The organism is Massilia sp. CCM 8734, assembly GCF_011682155.1.
In the GTDB taxonomy this organism is placed as follows: Bacteria; Pseudomonadota; Gammaproteobacteria; order Burkholderiales; family Burkholderiaceae_D; genus Telluria_A; species Telluria_A rubra.
In genome coordinates this window covers 74717-94599 of the sequence record NZ_WHJI01000015.1, presented here as the reverse complement: position 1 = coordinate 94599, position 19883 = coordinate 74717, and the positions used below count along the sequence as shown (strand labels likewise).

At 64.7% G+C, this 19883-nt stretch carries 17 protein-coding genes; 8 read left to right on the top strand and 9 right to left on the bottom strand.

Features of this window, described 5'->3' with window-relative positions; translation table 11 throughout:
- The 6 genes from F2P46_RS16015 to F2P46_RS15990 are packed head-to-tail and all read right to left on the bottom strand — an operon-like array spanning position 1 to position 7042.
- Entirely contained in the window at positions 1 to 1098 is a 1098-nt protein-coding gene (locus tag F2P46_RS16015; RefSeq protein WP_166891424.1) for a FemAB family XrtA/PEP-CTERM system-associated protein, read from the bottom strand.
- Positions 1095 to 1979 carry an XrtA system polysaccharide deacetylase gene (locus F2P46_RS16010; protein ID WP_229509310.1) on the bottom strand — a complete coding sequence of 295 codons (885 nt, stop codon included), beginning with the start codon at positions 1977 to 1979 and terminating at the stop codon, positions 1095 to 1097. The genes F2P46_RS16015 and F2P46_RS16010 overlap by 4 nt, the downstream gene beginning before the upstream one ends.
- Positions 1976 to 3019 (bottom strand): XrtA/PEP-CTERM system-associated ATPase, encoded by a 1044-nt coding sequence (locus tag F2P46_RS16005; RefSeq protein WP_166891422.1) that lies wholly within the window; start codon positions 3017 to 3019, stop codon positions 1976 to 1978. Before F2P46_RS16005 ends, F2P46_RS16010 begins: the two co-directional genes overlap by 4 nt.
- Before the next feature lie 16 nt (positions 3020 to 3035).
- Positions 3036 to 4583: a TIGR03016 family PEP-CTERM system-associated outer membrane protein gene (locus tag F2P46_RS16000; protein WP_166891420.1), complete on the bottom strand. Its 1548-nt coding sequence runs from the start codon at positions 4581 to 4583 to the stop codon at positions 3036 to 3038.
- Positions 4576 to 5481: an XrtA-associated tyrosine autokinase gene (locus tag F2P46_RS15995; RefSeq protein WP_166891418.1), complete on the bottom strand. Its 906-nt coding sequence runs from the start codon at positions 5479 to 5481 to the stop codon at positions 4576 to 4578. The genes F2P46_RS16000 and F2P46_RS15995 overlap by 8 nt, the downstream gene beginning before the upstream one ends.
- Positions 5482 to 5506: 25 nt before the next feature.
- Positions 5507 to 7042, bottom strand: a complete 1536-nt coding sequence (locus F2P46_RS15990; protein ID WP_166891416.1) for an XrtA system polysaccharide chain length determinant — start codon at positions 7040 to 7042, stop codon at positions 5507 to 5509.
- 473 nt (positions 7043 to 7515) lie between these two features.
- On the opposite strand from F2P46_RS15990, the gene F2P46_RS15985 reads away from it, so the two are divergent.
- From F2P46_RS15985 to F2P46_RS15950, 8 genes are all read left to right on the top strand, one after another.
- A complete protein-coding gene (locus tag F2P46_RS15985; protein WP_229509308.1) occupies positions 7516 to 8346 on the top strand; it encodes a serine protease in 831 nt (276 codons plus the stop codon).
- Between the two features lie 144 nt (positions 8347 to 8490).
- Positions 8491 to 9099, top strand: coding sequence for an XrtA/PEP-CTERM system exopolysaccharide export protein (locus F2P46_RS15980; protein WP_166891599.1), 609 nt, complete (start codon positions 8491 to 8493; stop codon positions 9097 to 9099).
- 224 nt (positions 9100 to 9323) lie between these two features.
- The gene (locus F2P46_RS15975) at positions 9324 to 9977 is read left to right on the top strand and encodes a hypothetical protein (protein WP_166891414.1); all 654 of its coding nucleotides are present in this window, start codon (positions 9324 to 9326) and stop codon (positions 9975 to 9977) included.
- A gap of 43 nt (positions 9978 to 10020) precedes the next feature.
- Positions 10021 to 10299 carry an HPr-rel-A system PqqD family peptide chaperone gene (locus tag F2P46_RS15970; protein ID WP_166891411.1) on the top strand — a complete coding sequence of 93 codons (279 nt, stop codon included), beginning with the start codon at positions 10021 to 10023 and terminating at the stop codon, positions 10297 to 10299.
- Positions 10296 to 11210 carry an HprK-related kinase A gene (locus F2P46_RS15965; RefSeq protein ID WP_166891408.1) on the top strand — a complete coding sequence of 305 codons (915 nt, stop codon included), beginning with the start codon at positions 10296 to 10298 and terminating at the stop codon, positions 11208 to 11210. Before F2P46_RS15970 ends, F2P46_RS15965 begins: the two co-directional genes overlap by 4 nt.
- Positions 11207 to 12307, top strand: coding sequence for a nucleotidyltransferase family protein (locus tag F2P46_RS15960; protein ID WP_166891406.1), 1101 nt, complete (start codon positions 11207 to 11209; stop codon positions 12305 to 12307). The genes F2P46_RS15965 and F2P46_RS15960 overlap by 4 nt, the downstream gene beginning before the upstream one ends.
- A gap of 157 nt (positions 12308 to 12464) precedes the next feature.
- Complete coding sequence (locus F2P46_RS15955) at positions 12465 to 13406, top strand: EDSAP-1 family PEP-CTERM protein (RefSeq protein WP_166891403.1); 942 nt, start codon at positions 12465 to 12467, stop codon at positions 13404 to 13406.
- A 109-nt stretch (positions 13407 to 13515) separates the two neighbouring features.
- Positions 13516 to 15093, top strand: coding sequence for an FAD-binding protein (locus F2P46_RS15950; RefSeq protein ID WP_166891401.1), 1578 nt, complete (start codon positions 13516 to 13518; stop codon positions 15091 to 15093).
- Here F2P46_RS15950 and F2P46_RS15945 read toward each other — a convergent pair.
- The 3 genes from F2P46_RS15945 to F2P46_RS15935 form a co-directional block, all read right to left on the bottom strand.
- The gene (locus tag F2P46_RS15945) at positions 15090 to 15857 is read right to left on the bottom strand and encodes an N-acetyltransferase (protein WP_229509307.1); all 768 of its coding nucleotides are present in this window, start codon (positions 15855 to 15857) and stop codon (positions 15090 to 15092) included. The two genes, F2P46_RS15950 and F2P46_RS15945, sit on opposite strands and share 4 nt — an antisense overlap.
- Before the next feature lie 54 nt (positions 15858 to 15911).
- Positions 15912 to 18680, bottom strand: a complete 2769-nt coding sequence (gene prsT / locus F2P46_RS15940) for an XrtA/PEP-CTERM system TPR-repeat protein PrsT (RefSeq protein WP_166891399.1) — start codon at positions 18678 to 18680, stop codon at positions 15912 to 15914.
- Between the two features lie 119 nt (positions 18681 to 18799).
- Positions 18800 to 19378: an N-acetyltransferase gene (locus F2P46_RS15935; RefSeq protein ID WP_229509306.1), complete on the bottom strand. Its 579-nt coding sequence runs from the start codon at positions 19376 to 19378 to the stop codon at positions 18800 to 18802.
- Positions 19379 to 19883: the final 505 nt, after the last annotated feature.

Below are 19883 nucleotides of genomic sequence, written 5' to 3'. Positions count from 1 at the left end.
TCAGCCCAGGCTCTTGACGATGTGCGGACCCAATGCATTGGCCAGCGCCAGCGGCATCTTTTTCCACAGCTTGATGAACAGCTGGTACTTGGGATTGAGCGGGTTGTTGTCGGGCAGTTCGGTCGAGGCGTACAGGCGGTATTCGTAGGCCAGCGGCGTGGGCGAAAAGCCCCAGTTCTTCTTGAAATCGAAAGCGCCGGTACCGAGCTTGCTGCGACCGAAGTCGAAGATGCGCGCGCCGCGCGCGCTAGCGGCCTGCATCAGGTTCCAGTACATGAAGTCATTGCCGGCAAATTCGCGCGCGGCCGGCATGCCGCCGCCGTAATACGGCAGCACTTCGTCGCGGAAGTAGAAACTGAGCACCCCGGCCACGATCGCGCCATCCTTGACGATGATGCGGATTTCGCATTCCTCGCCAAAGACTTCCTTGATCACGGCGAAGTACTTTTTCGGGAACACCGGGGTGCCCAGGCGATGCACGCTGGTGGCGTAGGCGATGAAGAAGCGGTCCACGCCCTGGTCGATTTCGGCCGTCAAACCGCACTTGATCCCCTTGCGCACCATGGCGCGCTGCTTGCGCGGGATGGCGTTCATGTTCTCGTCGTCGTCGGCCGTAATGGCCTTGCGGAAGGTGACGTACAACTCCTTCTGGTGCCAGGCCGGGTCGCCCGCGTGCGCCGGCAGCAGGTTGCGGTATTCCAGGTGGCCGACATTCAGTTGCGCGGCCAGCTTGTCGGCGGCGGCGTCGAGCAAGGGACGCGCCGCGTCATTGGTCGCGGCGACGCCGCCCAACACGCAGAACGGGAGCGAGCCGAGCGAATGGCCGAACAGGCGGCTCTTGATTTCGGCCAGCGGCAGCACGCCGACGATCCGGCCATCCTGTTCGACGTAGTAGAACCAGGTTTTATGGCCGTACACGCGCTCGATGATGGTTTGCCAGCCGGCGCGGTGGAAGAAGGTCGCTTCCGGGCAGGCGGCGACAAACGCGTCCCAGCGCGCCATGTCGGCCGCGTCGCCGGCGCGCAGCAGATGCACGGTGGCGGCTCCGCCAGTGGTGGTGGCCGGGCGGTCCTGCACTGCGTCGGTAGTCGAACTCATTTGGTCCCTAAAAAAATGCGGTCCATGCGGTCCCAGGCAAAGTCACGGGTGAGCAGCTTGATGCGCCCTTCCATGCGTTGCAGGTTAACGTAATGGCGGAAACGGGTTTTCAGGCTGGCGCCCGCGGGACGCGGCTGGCCGGGGTCGAGCTCCCACGGGTGGAAGTAGAAGATCGCCGACTGGCCGTCGTCACTGTTCACGCGCCGCATCATCCAGCGCGACAGGCTGTAAGGCAGCAGGCGAAAGTAACCGCCGCCGCCGGCCGGCAGCTTGCGCCGGCCCAGCATGGCGGTGGTGATCGGCACTTCCAGCAAGCCATCCGGCCCGTTCGGGAAAAACGCGAAGCGCGGCGCGTCCGGCATGCCGTAGTGGTCATGGGCGATCGGGTAGATGCTCGAACTATAGCGGTAGCCGGCGTCGTGCAGCACGTCGAGCGCCCACAGGTTGGCGCTGCCGATCGAAAAACTCGGCGCGCGGTAGCCCAGCACGGCCTGGCCGCCGATGTCTTCCAGCAGGGCCTTGCTGCGCCCGACGTCGTCGGCGAATTCGGCGCGCGTCTGGTCGGAAGCGCGCAGGTGGCTGTAGCCGTGGCTGGCCAGTTCGTGGCCGCCGGCAACGATGCGGCGCACCATGTCGGGATAGCGCTCGGCGATCCAGCCCAGGGTGAAGAAGGTCGCGTGCACGTCGCCGCCAGCCAGGATGGCCAGGATGCGTTCGATGTTCGCTTCGACCCGGCACTCGCGCGACGGCCAGGACTCGCGCGCGATGATGGGCGCGAAGGCCGACACCTGGAAGTAATCTTCGACGTCGATCGTCATCGCATTGCGGATCGGTTGGCCGAGCGCGCGCGGCATGGCGGCGGGATGCAGGCGGTCGTTCATTCGTGATGGTCCGGGGAGCGGTAATCCGACGCGTGGTGATCCGACGCCTGGTGCGACAGCGCCGGCAAGGTACTGACGACTTTCTTGAGGATCGACAGCACCGAGGCCATCGACTTTTCCATCTTCAGGATGCGTTCGTCCAGGTAGCCAGGATTATCCAGCGTGCCGAGCGAGGTCACGCCGGCCAGGGCGGCGGCGGCCTGCTCGCGCACCACTTCGGGCGGCAGTTCGTATTCCTGGCGGATGTCGCGCACCACTTCGTTGACGTCGGCTTCGGTAAAGGCGTGCATCTCTTCCAGGTAGCCCATCAGCAGCAGGCGGTCGCACAGGGCGTTGGTCTTCCTCGGAATGCCGCCGCTGTAGTCGTAGATGGCGGCGTGCGCGCCGGCCGAGAAGGATGGATCATCCTTCCAGCCGACCGTGTGCAGGCGGTGCTCCACATAGGCCTGGGTTTCCGGGCCATCCATGGGACCGAGGTGATAGCTGGCCGTGATGCGCTGGCGCAGCTGCTGCATGCCGGCGCTGTGCAAGGTGGTGCGAAACTCCGGCTGGCCCAGCAAAAAGGTTTGCAGCAACGACTTGTCGTCGGTCTGGAAGTTCGACAGCATGCGCAGTTCCTCGACCGCGCGCGGGGTCAGGTTCTGCGCTTCGTCGACCACCAGCAAGGCGCGCTTGCCGTCGGCGTCGCAGGCGCGCAGGAACTGTTCGAGGCGCTCGAGCAGCGCGGTCTTGCTCGCGTTTTCATACGGCAGTCCGAACGCGGCAACCACCGTGCGCAGGGTGTCGTCGGCATCGAGATGGGTGTTGACGATGTGGGCGGCCACGATCTGCTCGGACGGCATCTGCTTGAACAGGTTGCGCACCAGGGTGGTCTTGCCGGCGCCGACTTCACCGGTGATGACGATGAAGCCTTCGCCGTGCGACAGGCCGTACTCGAGGTACGCCATGGCGCGCTTGTGGCCTTTGCTGGCAAAGAAAAAATGCGGGTCCGGCCGCAGCCGGAAGGGCTTGTCGCTCAGCCCATAATAAGTTTCATACATCGCTGACTCGATTCGGCTAGAACTGCAAGGACAGAGAAGCCGTTAAGGCGTTCTCGCGGTACGACGCGGCCTGGTCGGCCGTGGTGCCGGACACGCGGCGCGCCTCGAAGGCGCCCCGCACTTTGGGCGAAAACTGGCGCGTCACGGCCAGTCGCAAGGCGCTATTCTTACTCGCTATGCCGGTGCCGTTCGACTCCTGGCGCGAACTGATCCACGAGGCGTTGATCGCGCTGCGCGAGGTCAGGCGCATGTTCCACATGGCGCTGCCGCCGCGCTGGGTGGTGTCGTCGTTCAGGCGCGCGCTGGCCGGACCGGTGAGCAGGCTGTCGGTCTGGATCAGCGACAGGCCCTCGCGCCGGCTGTCGAACGCGCTCAGGATCAGGGTGGTGCGCGCCGTGTTGAAGGCCACCGACGCCTGCAACTGCTTTTGCAGGATGAAGCGGTTGCTGAAGTAGTTGATGCTGTCGGCCAGCGCGGCCGGCAGCCCGGTGGCGCGGATGTAGGCGTCGACCGCCTGCGCGCGCGCCGCCGCGTCGGGAATCTGCGCGATGAACAGGCGGTCGAGCATGGTGGCCGTGTCGATGGTGGCCGGCAGCAGCAGTTGCGAACGGGTGGTGGTGACCGAATCGCTGTAGTTGATGCTCCAGACCGAACGGCGGCTGCGGTGCAGCGCCTGCAGGTTGTAGGTATTGCCGTAATAGCGCTTGCCGGCCCCGGCCACCAGGCTGGTGCGCGGACCCGGCGTCCATTCGACGCCGCCCTGCCAGAAGCGGCCCTTGGTCGGCTCGCCATCGGACTGGTAATCGTATTCGTCGTAGCCGGCGCTGGCGGTCAGGTTGAGGTCTTCGCCGAGGCGGTAGCGCGTATTCGCGCTGACCATTTTGACGCTCGATTCGGGCGCGATGCTGTCGTCCACGCGCTGGAGGCTGTATTGCAAGCCCCAGCCGAGGCGGCGGAAGGCGCGCCCGCTGTTCAGGTTCATGGTCAACACGTCGCCGGTGCTGTCGCCAAAACCGGTGCGGCCGGCGTCGACCGCGTCGTGGGTGTAGCGCACGGCCGCAGTGGCGCTGTTGCCGAAGCGGTGCAGCAGGTAGGGACTGACCCTCCAGGTCTTGACGTTGGCGCGGTTGGCGCTGGCATAGCCGTTGCCGTTCACTTGCGGGCCGAAGGCCGATACCGGCTGCTGGCCGATGGCGCCGTCGGCGTCCAGGAACAGCAGGTCGTCGATGACGGTGGCGCGCACGTCGGTGCGCAGTTGCGACTGCGCGTGGCGCACGCCTTCCACGCCGTCGTCGTCGAAAGCGTAGTAGTGCAGCTGGTAGTTGGCCGAGGCTTTCAGGCGCGGGCCGCGGTTAAGCAGCGTGAAGCCCGGCGTCAGTTCGGTCACGAAGCGGCTCTTGGCGTCTTCCGCGCGGCTCAGGGCGACGTTGTCGGTGTAGGTCTCGCGCAGGTCCACGGTGGGCGTGAAGCGCCACTCGGCGCGTGCGCTTGGTGCGGCCAACAGGGCCGCCAGCGCCGCCGGCACGAGCACGGCGCGGCGCCGCTTGTCGCAACGCTTAGCCATAGTGGTAGTCATACGTTTCGGTGCCGGGGAATTCGCGCGTCTTGTTGTAGATCAGGTTCACATTGCTGCACCCTTCCAGCTGGCGCAGGGATTCCTTGACCGCGTGCTGGGTGGTGCCCTCGGCTTCGACCACCAGCGCGATCTGGCCCATGTGGCTGGCCAGGACGTGCGCTTCGCTGGTGAGCAGCAGCGGCGGCGAATCGAAAATGACGATCCGGTCCGGGTAGCGGTTGGCGATTTCGTTGACAAAGGTGCTCATCGCCTGGCTGGCCAGCAGTTCGGTCGCGCGCGGGTTGTTGCTGCCGGCCGGCAGGATGCTGAGCGTGTTCACGTTCGTGCGCAGCATGACGTCGGCCATGTCGAGTTTGTCGTCGAGCAGGATGTCCATCAGGCCGCGATGGGCCGGCAGGCCGAGCGTGCGCAGCACCGAGGGCCTGGCCACGTCGGCGTCGATCAGCAGCACCGTGTGATCAAGCTCCATGGCGATGCTCATGGCCAGGTTGATCGAGCAGAAGGTCTTGCCTTCGCCCGGCAGCGAACTGGTGACCATGATCAGGTTGCCCGGTTTTTCGCCGGGCGCGCGCGGGCCGAAGGCGCGCTTGAGCAAGGGCCGCTTGATGATGCGGAAGTCCTCGACCAGGGTGGTGCGCCCGCCGGCCGCCGTCACCAGCCCGAGCCGCTGCATGCGTTCCAGATCGAGTTCGACGTGGTTGGCGGTGCGGCGCGGCGCGTGCGGCGGGGCCGCAGGCGGCGCGGCCGGCTCGTGCGAAGGGGCCGCCACGGACGGCGGCGGCGGCGGCGGCGGCGGGGTGTCGGCCGCGCGCGCAGCGGCGCCTGGCACGCCCTGTTCGTCTTTTTTTTGTTCGATGCGGCTGGCCGCTTTTTCGATAATGCTCACGCTGTTCTCTCCAGTGAAGGCCGCATCAGAGCAGCGGTCGGACAAATAGGGCCGCCATCACGCCGCCGTAGGCGCCGAACAGGACGATCACGGCCGCGCTGAAGGCGTACAGGCGCTTGGTGCGCATGACCTTTTGTTCGTTGGTCCAGTTCATGCCAATGCTGCCGAGGATAGGAATGCCGGTCACGTCGCGCAAGCTGCCCTGGCTCATGAAGGTCGGACGCAATTGGCTCATCAACAGGGCCACGCCCAGGCCGGCCGCCAGCGCGGCGGCGAACACGAACGAGAACAGGCGATGGCGGTTCGGTCCCGACGGCGTCGAGGGCACGGTCGGCGGATCGATCACGCGGAAGGTCAGCATGTCGGTGGCCGAACTGAGGTCGCCCGAGAGCTTGGCCGCTTCGCGCCGGCCGACCAGTTTTTCGTAATTCTCTTTGTTGATCAGGTAGTCGCGGTTGAGCTGGGCCAGCTGGGCCTCGACTTCGGGCGCGTTGGTGCTCTGCGAGCGCAGGCGCGCCACGCGGGTCGTGTACTCGCCCACGCGCGCCTTGAGCGAAGCGACCCGCGCTTCTTCCACCGACAGCGCCACGTTCATCTGCTGCAGCATGGGGCTGTAGTTGGCGCCGGGGTCGTTGTTGCGCTTGTTGCGCTTGGCTTCTTCGAGCTTGCGCGCTTCGAGCTGGGCGATCAGGCGGCGCGCCGCCACGATGTCGGGATGGGCGTCGGTGTACTGCATGCGCAGGCCGTCGAGATTCTTGTTGAGCGCCGCGATGCGCGCATCGATTTCGGGATTGGCCACGGTGGCCGCTTCCGGCGGCGTGAGCGGGGCCGGTTCTTCGCCGGCGATCTGGCGCTTGATGGCGTTGCGCGCCTGCTCGGCTTCGGTCAGTTCCAGGCGCGCCTGGTTGAGCGAGTCTTCGAGCGTAGCCATGTTGGCGCTGAAGTCGCCGCCGGCGCGCGGCAGCATGCCGAGGTGCTTGATCTTGAATTCCTTGAGCGCGTTTTCGGCCTGCACCAGTTTTTCTTCGTAATTCTTGATCTGGTCGTCGATGAACTGCACCGCTTTTTCGGAATCCTGCTTCTTGCCGCCGAAGCTGCCTTCCACGAAGATGGTCAGCAGCGACTGCACGATGTCCTTGCCCAGCTTGGGGTTGGAATTCTTGTAAGAGATCGTGTAGATGTCGTCACGCTCGGTGCCGCCGATGCTGATCTGCGCCATCAGCTCGTCGATCAGCTTTTCGTTGTCCTTGGGCGTGGACGCCTTGATGTCGAGGTCGACCATGCGCATGACGCGCTCGACATTGGGACGGCTGATCAGGGTGCGCCGCATGAAGGCCACCTGCTGGTCCACGTTCGGTACCGAGGTCATGCCCGACAGCAGCGGTTGCAGGATGCTCTGGGTATCGACGTACACCCGGGCCGAGGCTTGGTATTCATTCGGCAAGCGGTACACCACCGCCCAGCCCACGATGGCCACGATCCAGGAAATGACGACCGCATACCAGCGGTATTTCCAGATCGCTTTGAGGAAGTTCGTCAGTAGGGCCTGCAGTTCTGCCATCTCGTCAATCTCGCCATAAAGGGTATCCCGGGAAGGTGTCCCGGGAGGGTGGCCCAGGCCGGCCGCTTTGCGCGCACATGCGGGCGGAGCGCCCGGTGCCGCATCGCGCCAGCCGAAGTGTTATCGGATGCACAAAAAGCAATTTGCTGGGGCAGCTCAAGGAGCATGACAATAAATTGCTCTAAGGCATTGATTAATAATCATATGATACAGGAAATCTCTTGCCTACTGATACTGAATTCGCCCGGTATAGTATACGTTCGACAATTGTTTACGGCATCACTCATGTATTCAATGACAATTCGGCCAATCCTGTTGCCCCTCGCAAAGAGTTTCGCACATCGATTCGAAAAAAAGGAAGAAAACCGTGGCCTGCAAGCCGAAATTACAACAGTGGTGAAGCGACCATTGTCAGGCGGTTTGCGTGAATGAAACTAGTTGTTGCCGGCGCGCCAATCGGGTACTGTCGGGGCATGACTTCTTCCCTCCTTTTGCGCGCTGGTATCGGCATGGGCTCGGGCCTGGCCGGCGCACTGCTTGTCGCTCTTGCATGGGCGCCCGCTGCGGCCGCCGGCGCCACCTTCGGCCAGGTGATCGCCTCGGTCAAGCCCTCGGTGGTCGGGATCGGCACCTACCAGCCCACGCGCAGCCCGGCCATCGTGTTCGTGGCCACCGGCTTCGTCACCGGCGACGGCCTGAGCGTGATCACGAACGCGCACGGCATCCCCGAGACGCTCGACAGCGAACGCAATGAAACGCTGGGCATCGTCATCGCCAAAGGCGACAAGGTCGACTTCCGCCCCGCCAGGCTGGCCGGGCTCGACCGCCTGCACGACCTGGCCCACCTGCGCCTGGCCGGCGCACCGATGCCGGCCCTGCGCCTGGGCGACGGCGGCGCGGTCGAGGAAGGCCAGGCGCTGGCGTTTACCGGCTTTCCGCTCGGCATGGTGCTCGGCTTGCATCCGGTGACCCACCGCGCCATGTTATCGGCCATTACGCCGCTGGTGATGCCCTCGGTCAGTGCGCGCAAGCTCGATGCGCGCGCGATTGCGCAACTGGCGCGCGCGCCCTCGCCCATCTATCAGCTTGACGGCACGGCGTATCCGGGCAACAGCGGCAGCCCGGTCTACGATCCCGACAGCGGCCAGGTGCTGGCGGTGCTGAACATGGTGTTTGTCAAGGGATTGAAGGAAAATGCGATCACCAACCCGAGCGGCATCAGCTACGCCATCCCGGTGATTCATGTGCGGGCGCTGCTGCAACAACAAACATCACCGCAAACAATGCCGCAAACAACACCGTGAGGAAAGAAAAGCGCGTCCTCCCTTTCGCTTGAAAAACTTCATGCTAAAATAGAAACTGTTGTAATTAAAATTGCACGATAGTAATTTAATACCGGCGCGGTCCGCATAAAGGAAAATCAGGTGAACACGTTCAAATCGCATACGATGAAATGGCTTGGCGCCAGCGCGCTGGCCCTGTCGGCCCTGCTCCTGGGCGGCTGCGCCTCCCCGGTCTCGACCGTGGTGCCGGATCCGGCGCCGGCCAGCGCCCATGAATACCTGATCGGCCCGGGCGACACCGTCAATATCGTGGTGTGGCGCAATCCGGAAGTGTCGACCACGGTGCCGGTGCGTCCGGACGGCAAGATCACCACCCCGCTGGTGGAAGACTTGCAGGCCAGCGGCAAGACCTCGACCATCCTGGCGCGCGATATCGAAAAAGCGCTCGAAAAATACATCCAGCAACCGGTGGTGACCGTCATCGTGACCAGTTTCGTCGGCAATTACAGCGAGCAGATTCGCGTGATCGGGCAGGCCGCCCGTCCGCAAGCGCTCGCTTACCGGCGCGACATGTCGCTGATGGATGTGCTGATCGCGGTCGGCGGCGTCACCGAGTTTGCTTCGGGCAATAAGGCCATCGTGATCCGCAAGGTGGACGGCAAGTCGGAAAAGCTGGCCGTGCGCTTGAACGACCTGATCAAGCAGGGCGATATTTCGGCGAATATCTACATGCGCCCGGGCGATGTGCTGGTGATTCCGGAAAGCTTCTTCTAAAGGCGGTCGACAGACGGCCCAAATGGTGGAATACTTGCGCGAAAGACAGGATGTCGGTTTTTTTTACAGGACAGACCGCCTGGCGCCGGCGCCGCTAACCCAAAGCGCCACCAAGCCCTTGATCTGCATCAGATTTTAGCGTCGGGGCACGGCATTGGAATAAAAGTTGCTTTAACTCTGTATCAGGCGCGCCTGACGCTGCCGTTCAATTCGAGGAAACTGACGTGACTATCAATCATCAACCGGACCGCGCCAACGGCGAAGCAGTAGCGCCGCCAGCGCCTTTGTCGGCGTCCGGCAACGCGCGGCGCCGCTTTACGCGCGCCGGCCTGGGCGCGTCCGGGGTCCTGATGACCCTGGCCAGCCAGCCCGGCATGGCCGCCACCGTCTGCGCCTCGCCGTCCGGCTCGCTGTCGAACGGCTTGCAATCGAGCCACCGGCCCGACAATCCGCTCACCTGCGGCGGCAATTCGCCCGGCTTTTATGCCAACAACGCGGCCGGATGGCCGTCGAACCCGGCGCCGGCGCGTAAATTCAAGGATATTTTCCCGGTCAACGCCAGCCAGGCCGCGCTCGGCGACCTGACCCTGGCCGAGGTGTTCAAGACCAACGGCAATCCGCACGGCGGCAAGGGCGGCAAAGGGCCGTTCAAGAGCGAAGACCTGGATCCCCACAATGTGGCCAGCCATGTGCTCGCCGCCTACCTGAACATCCAGAGCAAGCGCTCGACCGTACTGACCGAGAACCAATTGCGCGCCATCTGGCAAGAATACCAGTTCAACGGCGGCGGCAAGCTCGGCTACTACTCGCCGACGGCCGGCGTCAAATGGTATGGCGACGAGATCGTCGCATACCTGAAAACCACCTTCCATCAGTAGCCTGCACGGCGCCGGCGCCACGCGCGCCCGCCCTTCCCAGATCATGCCGCACGCCCTTTCCTGGCACGTCCTTCCCGGCCAGCGCCTCCAATACCGCCAATGGGAACAGGAAGCGGTCCTGTTCAACGACCTCAGTGGCGACACCCACCTGCTCGACGCCGATGCGCTGGCGCTGCTGCTGGCCGTGCGCGGCGGCGCGCGCGATGTGGCGGCGCTGCGGCTGGCGCTGGGCGTGCCGGACGAGGACCAGGACGCCAACGGCGCGCTGCAAGCGCTGCTTGAGCAACTGGCGTCCATTGCCCTGATCGAACAGCGCGCATGAGCACTGTCAGCGCGCTCGGCCGCGCCGAACTGGGCCGCCGCCTGCGCGAGGGCAGCATCGACCTGCGCACCGGCGCCTTTGTCACCCGCATCCACAGCCCGTTCGCCAGCGTGGCCGATGGCTTGCATTTGCTGTACGCCGACTACCCCCTGCTGGACAACAATGAGTTTGCCGACTTCCACGTCGATATCGCGCCGCCGCCCTCGCTGCGCCGCTGGTACAAGCCGCTGGCGCGCTTCGTCTACGATGGCATGGCGCCGTTCCTGCCGCTGCCGGCCGCGCAAGCGTTTCCGATGTTCGAATGGGGCATGAACTGGTGCGTGTCGAGCCGCGCGCATGAGTACCTGATCCTGCACGCGGCCGTGGTCGAGAAGAACGGGCGCGCCGCCATCCTGCCGGCCCCGCCGGGTTCCGGCAAAAGTACCTTGTGCGCGGCCCTGGTCAGCCGCGGCTGGCGCCTGCTGTCGGACGAACTGGCGCTGGTGCGCCCGCAGGACGGTTTGCTGGCGCCGCTGCCGCGCCCGATCAGCCTGAAGAATGCCTCGATCGCGGTGATGCGGCGCTACCAGCCGGACGCCGTCATCAGCAATCCGGTGCCGGACACCACCAAGGGCACGGTGGCGCACCTGAAAGCGCCGTCCGACAGCATCGCGCGCGCGCACGAACTGGCGCGCCCGGGCTGGATCGTGTTTCCCAAATACACAGCGGGCGCGGCCACGACGCTGCTCGACCTGACGCCGGCGCGCGCCTTCATGCGCGTGGCCGAGAATGGTTTCAACTACAGCGTGCTGGGCGCGCGCGGGTTTAGCGCCTTGGGCGAGCTGGTGGCGCAATCGCGCTGCATCGATTTTACCTACAGCGCGCTGGACGAGGCGATCGCGGTGTTCGAGCAGTTGGCGGGCGCGGCGTGACCCGCTGCGCCGTGCCGTTACTGCTGCAACTGCTGCGCGACCCAAGCCGCGCGGCCAGCCTGGGCCTGGCCGAATGGGACTTGCTGCTGCGCCAGGCGGCGGCGGCGCGGCTCGAAGCGAGCCTGCACGGCTTGCTGGACGAACACGGCGTGGCCGGCGCGATTCCGCCCGCCGCCCGCCGCCACCTGGACTGGGCCGGGGTGCACGCCGAACGGCACGCGCGCGCGGTGCGCTTCGAAGTGGCGCAGATCGGCGCGGCGCTGGCCGCCAGCGGGGGCGGCGCGATACCGCTGCTCCTGCTCAAGGGCGGCGCCTACGCCATGGCGCAGCTGGCGGCCGGGCGCGGGCGCCTGTTTTCCGACATCGATATCCTGGTGCCCAAGGACCGCCTGGCCGAGGTGGAGGCGGTGCTGATGCTGCACGGCTGGGCCACGGTGGCGCAGGACGCCTACGACCAGCGCTATTACCGTACCTGGATGCACGAATTGCCGCCGATGAAGCATGGGCGGCGCGCCAGCGTGATCGATGTCCACCACGCGATCCTGCCGGAAACGGCGCGCCTGCGGCCCGACCCGGCCAAGCTGCGCGCCGCCGCCGTGGCCTTGCCCGCGCAAGCCGGCCAGGCGCCGCTGCAGGTGCTGGCCCCGGCCGACATGGTGCTGCACAGCGCGCTGCATCTGTTCTACGACGGCGAATTCGACCATGGCCTGCGCGACCTGCTCGACCTGCACCGCCTGCTGAGCCACTCAAGCGCCACGCCCGGCTTCTGGGACTTGCTGGCCGCGCGCGCGGCCGAACTGGAACTGGGCCGCCCGCTGTTCTACGCGCTGCGCTATGGCGCGCGCCTGCTGCACACGCCCGTGCCCGAGGCGGCCCAGGCCGCCGTGCGCGCGGCCGGCCCCGGCGCGCCGCTGCTGGCCCTGATGGACGCCCTGTTCCTGCGCGCCCTGCTGCCGCATCACCGCAGCTGCGGCGACCGCTTCAGCGGCGCAGCGCGCTTTTTGCTGTATATCCGCGGCAACTGGCTGCGCATGCCACCGATGTTATTAACCCGACATCTGTTTCACAAGGCATTTATTTCTTCTAGTAAAGACTAAGCGGCGTCCAGGCTGTCGGTTTTCCTTACACCAAGGCATGCACATACCATGAAAACGGTGCTAAGTACTTGATTTTAAACAATCCAACGCTTCTGGCACGAGTCGTGCTTATAGGAAGGCACGCTGGATCAACAAACAAAAATCGGGAGAACCACTTATGAAACTGACAAAATACCTCGCCGCCGCCGCCGTCTCAGCCGCGTTCATCGCAGCGCCGGCATCGGCCGCCACCATGGGCATGGCCGACCTGGCCATCACCGGCCTGATCATCCTCGATGCGAACAACAACGCCGCCACCGGCATCACCATCAAAACCGAAAACCGCACCGGCACCGCCGCGTCGAACTTCAACGGTAACGACGGCACCGGCGCCGGCAGCGGCAACATCTTCAGCACGACCATCGGCGGCACCGTCGACGTCCAGAACCGTTGCGCCGGTCCTTCCTGCGTTGCCATGCCAGCCGGTAACTACCCAGGCGGCGTGGAAAACAATTTCTCCGCGCACATTCCTGCGCCGAACGGCAACTACGCCCTGGGCGATATGTACATCGCCGGTAGCGCGATCGGTATCGGCGCCAACGGCCTGACCCGCGCCGATTCGTCCGTCATGTCGCCAGGTAACGCCGGCAGCGCGAACGCCACCATCGCCAACTCGGCGACGTCGGAAACCGTGTTCGTCGCCAGCAGCACCCTGCAAGCGCGCTTCGCACTCGGCTTCGAAGCCTATGTGGCCGCGTTCGTCGATGCCGCCGCCGGCGTCAACGGTTCCTCGCTGGGCACGATCAGCTGGGCGCTGTCGCTGCAGGAAGTGATCGGCAATGTGTCGACCACGATCATGAACTGGACGCCAAGCGAAATCAACGATGGTGTCGCTTCGAGCGAACTGTCGCAAAATTCGATCAAGGAAACGTCGGGCACCGTGCTGTCGAACCTGGTGACCCTGACCACCGGCCGCACCTACAAGCTGACCATCAACCAGGCGTCGAATTCGATCGCTTCGGAAGTGCGCGCCGTGCCTGAACCGGGCAGTATGGTGCTGGTCGGCCTGGGCCTGCTGGCCCTGGGCGCCGCATCGCGTCGCAAAGCGGCCAAGAAGTAAGCAGCGCATGCGCCAGCCGGGCTTGCCAGCCGGTTTGCGCATTGCATCAACGAACGACCCGACCGCCGGTGGCGCTCGGGTCGTTCGTCCTTTTAGGCGATAATGTCCCATGGCCTACACCCAGAGCGAGCATCCGAGCAATAACATCACCGGCCGCGCCACCGATGTGCTCGGCCAGGTGCGTCCGGCCAATGTGCGCGCCGTCATCAAGCTGGTGCGCGAAGCGCGCAGGAACGGCACCCCGCTGTACCCCTTCTCCACCGGCCTGAACTTCGGCTACGGCGGCAAGTCGCCCACCGCCGCCGGCAGCCTGCTGGTCGACCTCGGCGCCCTGAACACGATCCGCATGACGGTCGACAAGAGCAACGGCCGGGTGTTGCCGGTGGCCGTGATCGGACCGGGCGTGACGCAAGGCATGCTGTACGACTTCTTGGAAGAACACCATCCGAACCTGACCTTCAATGTGACCGGCTCGGCGCGTGCCACCAGCATCATCGGCAATTCGCTCGACCGCGGGGTCGGTTACTTTGGCCCGCGCAAGGAAGACTTGTTCGGGCTGGCCGTGGTGTGCGGCAACGGCAAGCTGCTGCGCACCGGTTTCCGCCGCCTGAAGCGCTCGCCGCTGGGCACCAGCAATCCGTATGGCCTGGGGCCGATGCTCGACGGACTTTTTTTCCAGAGTAATTTCGGCCTCGTGGTCAGCGCCTGTTTCCGCCTGGTGCCCAAGCGTCCCAAGCAAGTGGCGCTGTCGCTGTCGCTGCGCCGCGAAGAGGACTTGCCAGCCTTTATCGACGAGCTGGCCAACTGCAAGCGCGAAGGCTTGATCGAGTCGGTCACCCACATCGCCAACCGCGCGCGCACCCACGCCACCCTGGCCTACGGGGTGACGCGCTACCTGGAGGAGCAATGCGCTTACACGCCCGAGCGCGCCTTTGCCGAGGCCGAGAGCGTGATGGACCTGATCGCGCCGGGCGAGTGGGCCAGCCTGGGCGCGATCACCGGCACCAAGGCGCAAGTGAAGGCCAACCTGGTCGAGATCCGGCGCCGCATGAAGGGGCTGGCGCGGGTGCGCCCGATCACGCACCAGTTGCTCGACACCGCCTACGCCGTGGCGCACCGGCTGCGCTTCATTCCGGCCGCGCGCGCCAACGCCGCCGCGATCTCGGCGATCCGGCCCCTGCATACCCTGGCGCTGGGGGTGCCGACCGATGCGGCGATCGATAATTTGCTGTGGAAATTCGGACGCGCCGACCTCAGCGCGGCCCAGCTCGACCAGTCGAATTGCGGCTTGCTGTTCATTAATCCGGCGCTGCCGCTGGACGGGGCCTTCGTCGACCGCTTCATCACTGAAATGAAGAAGACGGCGGCGCGTTATTATCACGACACCTTGTACATCACCATCAATATCGAAACCCCGACCTCGCTGGTGGCGGTGATCAACCTGCTGTTCGACCGCAGCAACCTGGAAGGGGTCAAGCGCGCCCACTTCTGCGCCGACCGTCTGCTCGACAAGATCCACGCCATGGGGCTGGAAGTGTACCGCGCGCGCGCCGACATGATGGCCGCCATCGTGCGCCGCGATCCGCATTACTGGGCCGTCATCCACGCGCTCAAGACCCGGCTCGACCCGGACGGCATCATCGCGCCGGGCCGCTACGACGCCCAGCCGGCCGTGCCGAAAACCTAACCCAGCTTGATCAGGCGATTGGCGATGCCGTCTTCCTCGCGCTGCGAGAAAAAGAAGGGATACAGGGAACGTTCGCTGCCGGGATGGCTGCTGGTGCCGCCCAGGCGCCGGATTTGCTGCGCCATGTGCTCGACGCTGAGCCACATCAGGTAGGCCGGGGCGTCGACCCGGGTATTGTGGCGCAACTCGGCCTGGTCCTGGAAGTCGAGCATGGTCTGGTAAAAGCGCCGGTGGCGCGGATTGACTTCGATCAGCACGTCGGTGCGTTCATGGATGTAGCGCGCGTAGATGAACAGGGTGTGGAACAGGGCCGCCAGCGCCATCTTCGATTTCACCTGCGGGTCGAAGGCCAGCTTGGTGATCTCGCACAACTTGGCGCCGCGCGCGCGCCAGGCGTCGACATGGTCGTGGAAAATCTCGTCGGCCAGGATGCCGCGCTCGGAATCGAGCCCCAGGGTCACGGTGCCGATCACGCTGCCCTTGTCCGAGGCCGACAGGGTGATCCGGTTCGGGTCCTTTTCCATGCGCGCCACATTGTAGCCGCGCATGGCGTACATTTTGCTGATCAACAGGCTGGCCGAATTGCGGCCCTCGTCGGTATCGGCCAGGCGGATGCCGAAAGTACGGTCGTTATCGGTAAAGTTGCCGATCAAGAGACTGCCATCGTCGGCCGCCTGGTCCTCCTCGCCGCCGACCACGTAGGATGACTCAAGATGGGCCTGCTCCCTGCCCATTGCTTCCACTGCGTCGTGCTCTGCACTCATGTGAAAACTCCCAGTGGCGCCGGCGCGACCCGCGGAAAGCGGCAAGCAACCGGTTTATAGTTGTTTGAGCAAGCCCCGCGCTTCTTCCACTTGCGGAAATTGCTTATGTTTCTCCAGCAAAATTTCAAGTTCCTTGCGCGCGGCCGCTTCCTGCTTCGACTTGATCAGGGCCTTGGCCAGGTGCAGGCGGACGTCGGGCACGCCCGGCAGCCTGGCGCTGGCCTCGCGCAACAGGGCCAGCCCGCGCGCCAGGTCGCCCTGCTGCACCAGCAGCCAGCCCAGGGTATCCATCACCACCGGGTTGCCAGGCAATGCCTTGGCGGCCGCCTCGGCGGCCGGCAGCGCGCGCGCATCGCCGGCGAGGTCGTAGGCCACCGCCAGATTGTTGAGCGCGCTAGGATAGCCAGGTGACTTCTTCAGTATGGCTTCAAATTCCGTAATTGCTAATTGATATTTTTTATTGGAAATATACTGCTCTCCAAGGTAACCCGGCACCTTGACATCGTCCGGATGGGCGGCGCGCCACTGTTGCACTTTGGCATCGGCCTCCTTGGCCTTGCCGCCGATGCGCAAGGCTTCGTACAGCTTGATCAAGAGCTCGGCGTTGTTGCCCAACGAAAACGCTTTATCGTACAAGGGGATGGCGGCTGCGGCATTGCCCTGCACCAATAACACGTCGGCTTCGGAGACGAAGCCGACCGCCAGCTTGGGGCGCTGCTTTTGCATGCTGCGCGCCACGCCGAGCGCATCGCCGTACTGTTTCTGGCGCAGCTGGGCGGCCGCCAGCGCCAGCTGGGCGTCGAGATAATCGGGCTGCAAAGCCAGGGCGCGCTTGAGCGAGGCGCTGGCCGACGGCAGGTTGCCGATCGCAACATGGGCCGCGCCGAGGCGGAAATGTGCTTCGGCCGACTGCGGCGCGACCACGGTCAGCTTGGTGAAGGTTTCCATGGCGCTGCCCTGGTCGCCGGTGGCGGCCTGCAACTGGCCGAGCAGGTCGAGCACGGCCGGATTGTCCGGATTGGCCACCAGCAGCTTGCGCACCAGGGTCAGGGCGCGGGTGGCCTCGCCCATGCGCACGTAGTGATTGGCCAGCACGATGGCCGGCCCGACCGCGGCCGGGTCGACCGCGCTGGCGCGCTCGAGCAGGGCGCCGGCTTCGGGCAGGCGGCGCTGGGCCACGGCCATGGCCCCGAGCGCGGTCAGCGCCTCGACGCTGTTGGGATACTTGGCCAAAAAGCCTTGGTAGCGCTGGCGCGTGGCGTCCAGTTTGCTCGCCTGCATGTCGAGGCGCGCCAGGTTGTCGAGCGCGGGGAAGAAATCGGGGTGCAGGCTGAGCGCTTTTTCAAAGGCGATGCGCGCGCCCGCCTGGTCCTTCTTGCCCAGCAGCGCCAGGCCCTTGAGGTTCAGCAGGATCGGGTCGCCCGGGGTGCGCGCTTCGAGCGGCACCAAGGCCGCCAGCGCCTTGTCGAACTGGTTCAGGCGCAGCGCCGTCATGGCCAGGGTGGTGCCGGCAGTGCTGGTGGTCTGGTCGAGCGTGCTGGCCAGTTCCAGTTCGGACAGGGCGCGCGCTTCTTCACCCTGCTCGAGCTTGCTCAAACCGAGGGCGGTGCGCAGTTGCGCCTTTTTCGGGTCGAGCGTGCTGGCGCGCTCGAGCAGCCCGGTAGCCTTGCCGAACTCGCGGTTGTCGGTGTAGGCCTTGCCGGCGATCGCCAGCAACTGGGGGTCCTGCGAGGCGGCCAGCACCGGCGCCAGCACCGCGATGGCGCCCTTGGGGTCGCCTGCGGCGATGCGGGTCGAGGCCAGCAGCTTGCGCGCGTAATCGTTCTCGGGGTGGGCTTCGTGGTATTTCTTCAGGTTTTGCTCGGCCTGCGGCAGCGACTTGAGGGTAAAGTGCACGGCCCCGGCCAGCAGCACCGACGGCATGTGGTCCGGCGCCACGCGCAACACTTGCTGCAGCGATTCGAGCGCGGCCGCGTGCTTGCCCTGGGTGAAGTCGAGCATGGCCTGGGCGTAGGTCACCATCAGGTTCTTCGGTGCGCTTTTCCTGGCGGCGGCCAGCGAGACGGCCGCTTCATCGTAGCGCCGTTCGGCGATGAACAGATAGGCCTTTTGCAGGTGGCCGCCGGCGCTGCCCGGCTCGAGCGCCAGCACCTGGTCGTAGGCGGCCAGCGCCTCGGCCGGCTTGCCCTGGGAACGCTCGAAGTCGCCCTTGAACAGCCAGCTCGCCACATCCTTCGGATTTTTCTCGACCGCCTGCGCCACATAGCGCGCCGCGCCCGCCTTGTCGCCATTGGCCAGCGCGATATTTGCCAGGCCCATCAGCGCGACCGGGTAGCCCGGATCGATTTTCAGGGCGCGCTCGAAGGCGTCGGCCGCTTCGGCGCGCTTGCCGAGCTGGTAAAAGGCGGCGCCGCGCTGGCTGAGCACCTTGACGTTGGCCGTGTAGGCGCTGTCGGCGGTGCCGTCGATGACTTTCTGGAACTGTCCCTGGAACAATTGCGCCATCAACAATTCGGGCAAGGCGCGTTCCGCCGCCATGCCCAGCTCGATGGCCTTGCGCACTTCCTTCTCGGCCGAGACGGCGTCGCCGAGCTTGTTATAGGCTTCGCCCAGCGCCAGGCGCGTTTCCGGGTCGGACGGGTTTTTGGCGACCGCGTTCTTGAGCTGGATCAGGGCCGACACATGGTCGCCCTTCTGCTGGAATTGCCTGGCCTCGGCCAGCAGGGTCGCCGCCGTGTCGGGCTTGCCGCAGCCGGCCAATGCACCGAGCATAAGGACAGTGGTGAGGGCGGCGGTGGCCAGGGAGTGCGCTTGGGTTGACATGACGATCCTGTTGTTACACAGCGGTGGCGTGGTCGCGCCTGCCGCCAATTGCATGAATGAAGCGGCGCAGGGATACCGCACCGGCGCGGCTGCGGATCGTTACACCGCGAACACCACGGTCAACCGATCGACAGCAGGCGCTCGGCGATGCCGGCTTCCTCGCGCTGCGAGAAAAAATAGGGGTACAGCGAACGTTCGGTGCCCGCGTCTTCGTGCACGCCGCCGAGGCGTTCGATCTCGGAACCCATGAAATCGAGGCTGAGCCAGAGCAAATGGGCGGGCGCGTCGACACGCGGGTTGACGCGCACCCCGCTTTGGGTGCGAAAACCGAGCATCTGCTCATAATAGCGCCGGTGACGCGGATTTATCTCGATAAACGCATCCGTGCACTGGTAAATATGATGGGCGTAGATGTACAGGATGTGGAACAGCGAGCCGAGCGCGAATTTGGAGCGCACCGTGGGGTCGAAGGCGAGTTTACTGATTTCGCAGACCTTGGCGCCGCGCGCGCGGAATTCGTCGATGTGATCCTTGAACACCTCGTCGGCCAGGATACCGACCGGGGAATCGACCCCGAGCGTGACGGTCCCGATGACGTCGCCCTGGTCGAAGGCCGACAGGGTGATCTGGTTGGGATTGTCTTCAAGCCGATGGGTACCGGCATAGCCACGCCAGGCATACATCTTATTGATGAGCATGCTGGCGCGATTACGCCCTTCCTCGGTGTCGGCAACGCGAATCCCGAAGCTTCGTGTATTGATCGTCATCTCGGAGATGTTATCAGAATTATCTTCCACAAAAACACAATGGCTGCCCAGATTCCCTGTATCGGGCGCGTGAAAATTGAAACGATTTGTTTCAACATTATTGAGAAACTGATCCATCGACTATGATCCCGAAGATATTGTCCAAGCTGCGAATTCAGTAACATATTGCTAACAGGGACTATCCTAACATCGACGGCAAGATGCAGGGAGACAATTAAAATTTTTGTTCGCAAATATGCAACAGCCGGGCGCTCATGTCGGCCAGCGGCATCATGCCTGTGCTTCCTTGCTCCACAAACTGAAAAACCGTCATTCCCGCGCAGGGCTAGGCGCCCCCACAGGAATGACGGTTTTTAGGTTGCTGGCTGGCGCTGTAAGTGCGTTCGCCGCCCCTGTAAGTGCGTATGCCGGCGATCGTTGCGATTACCCGGCGACG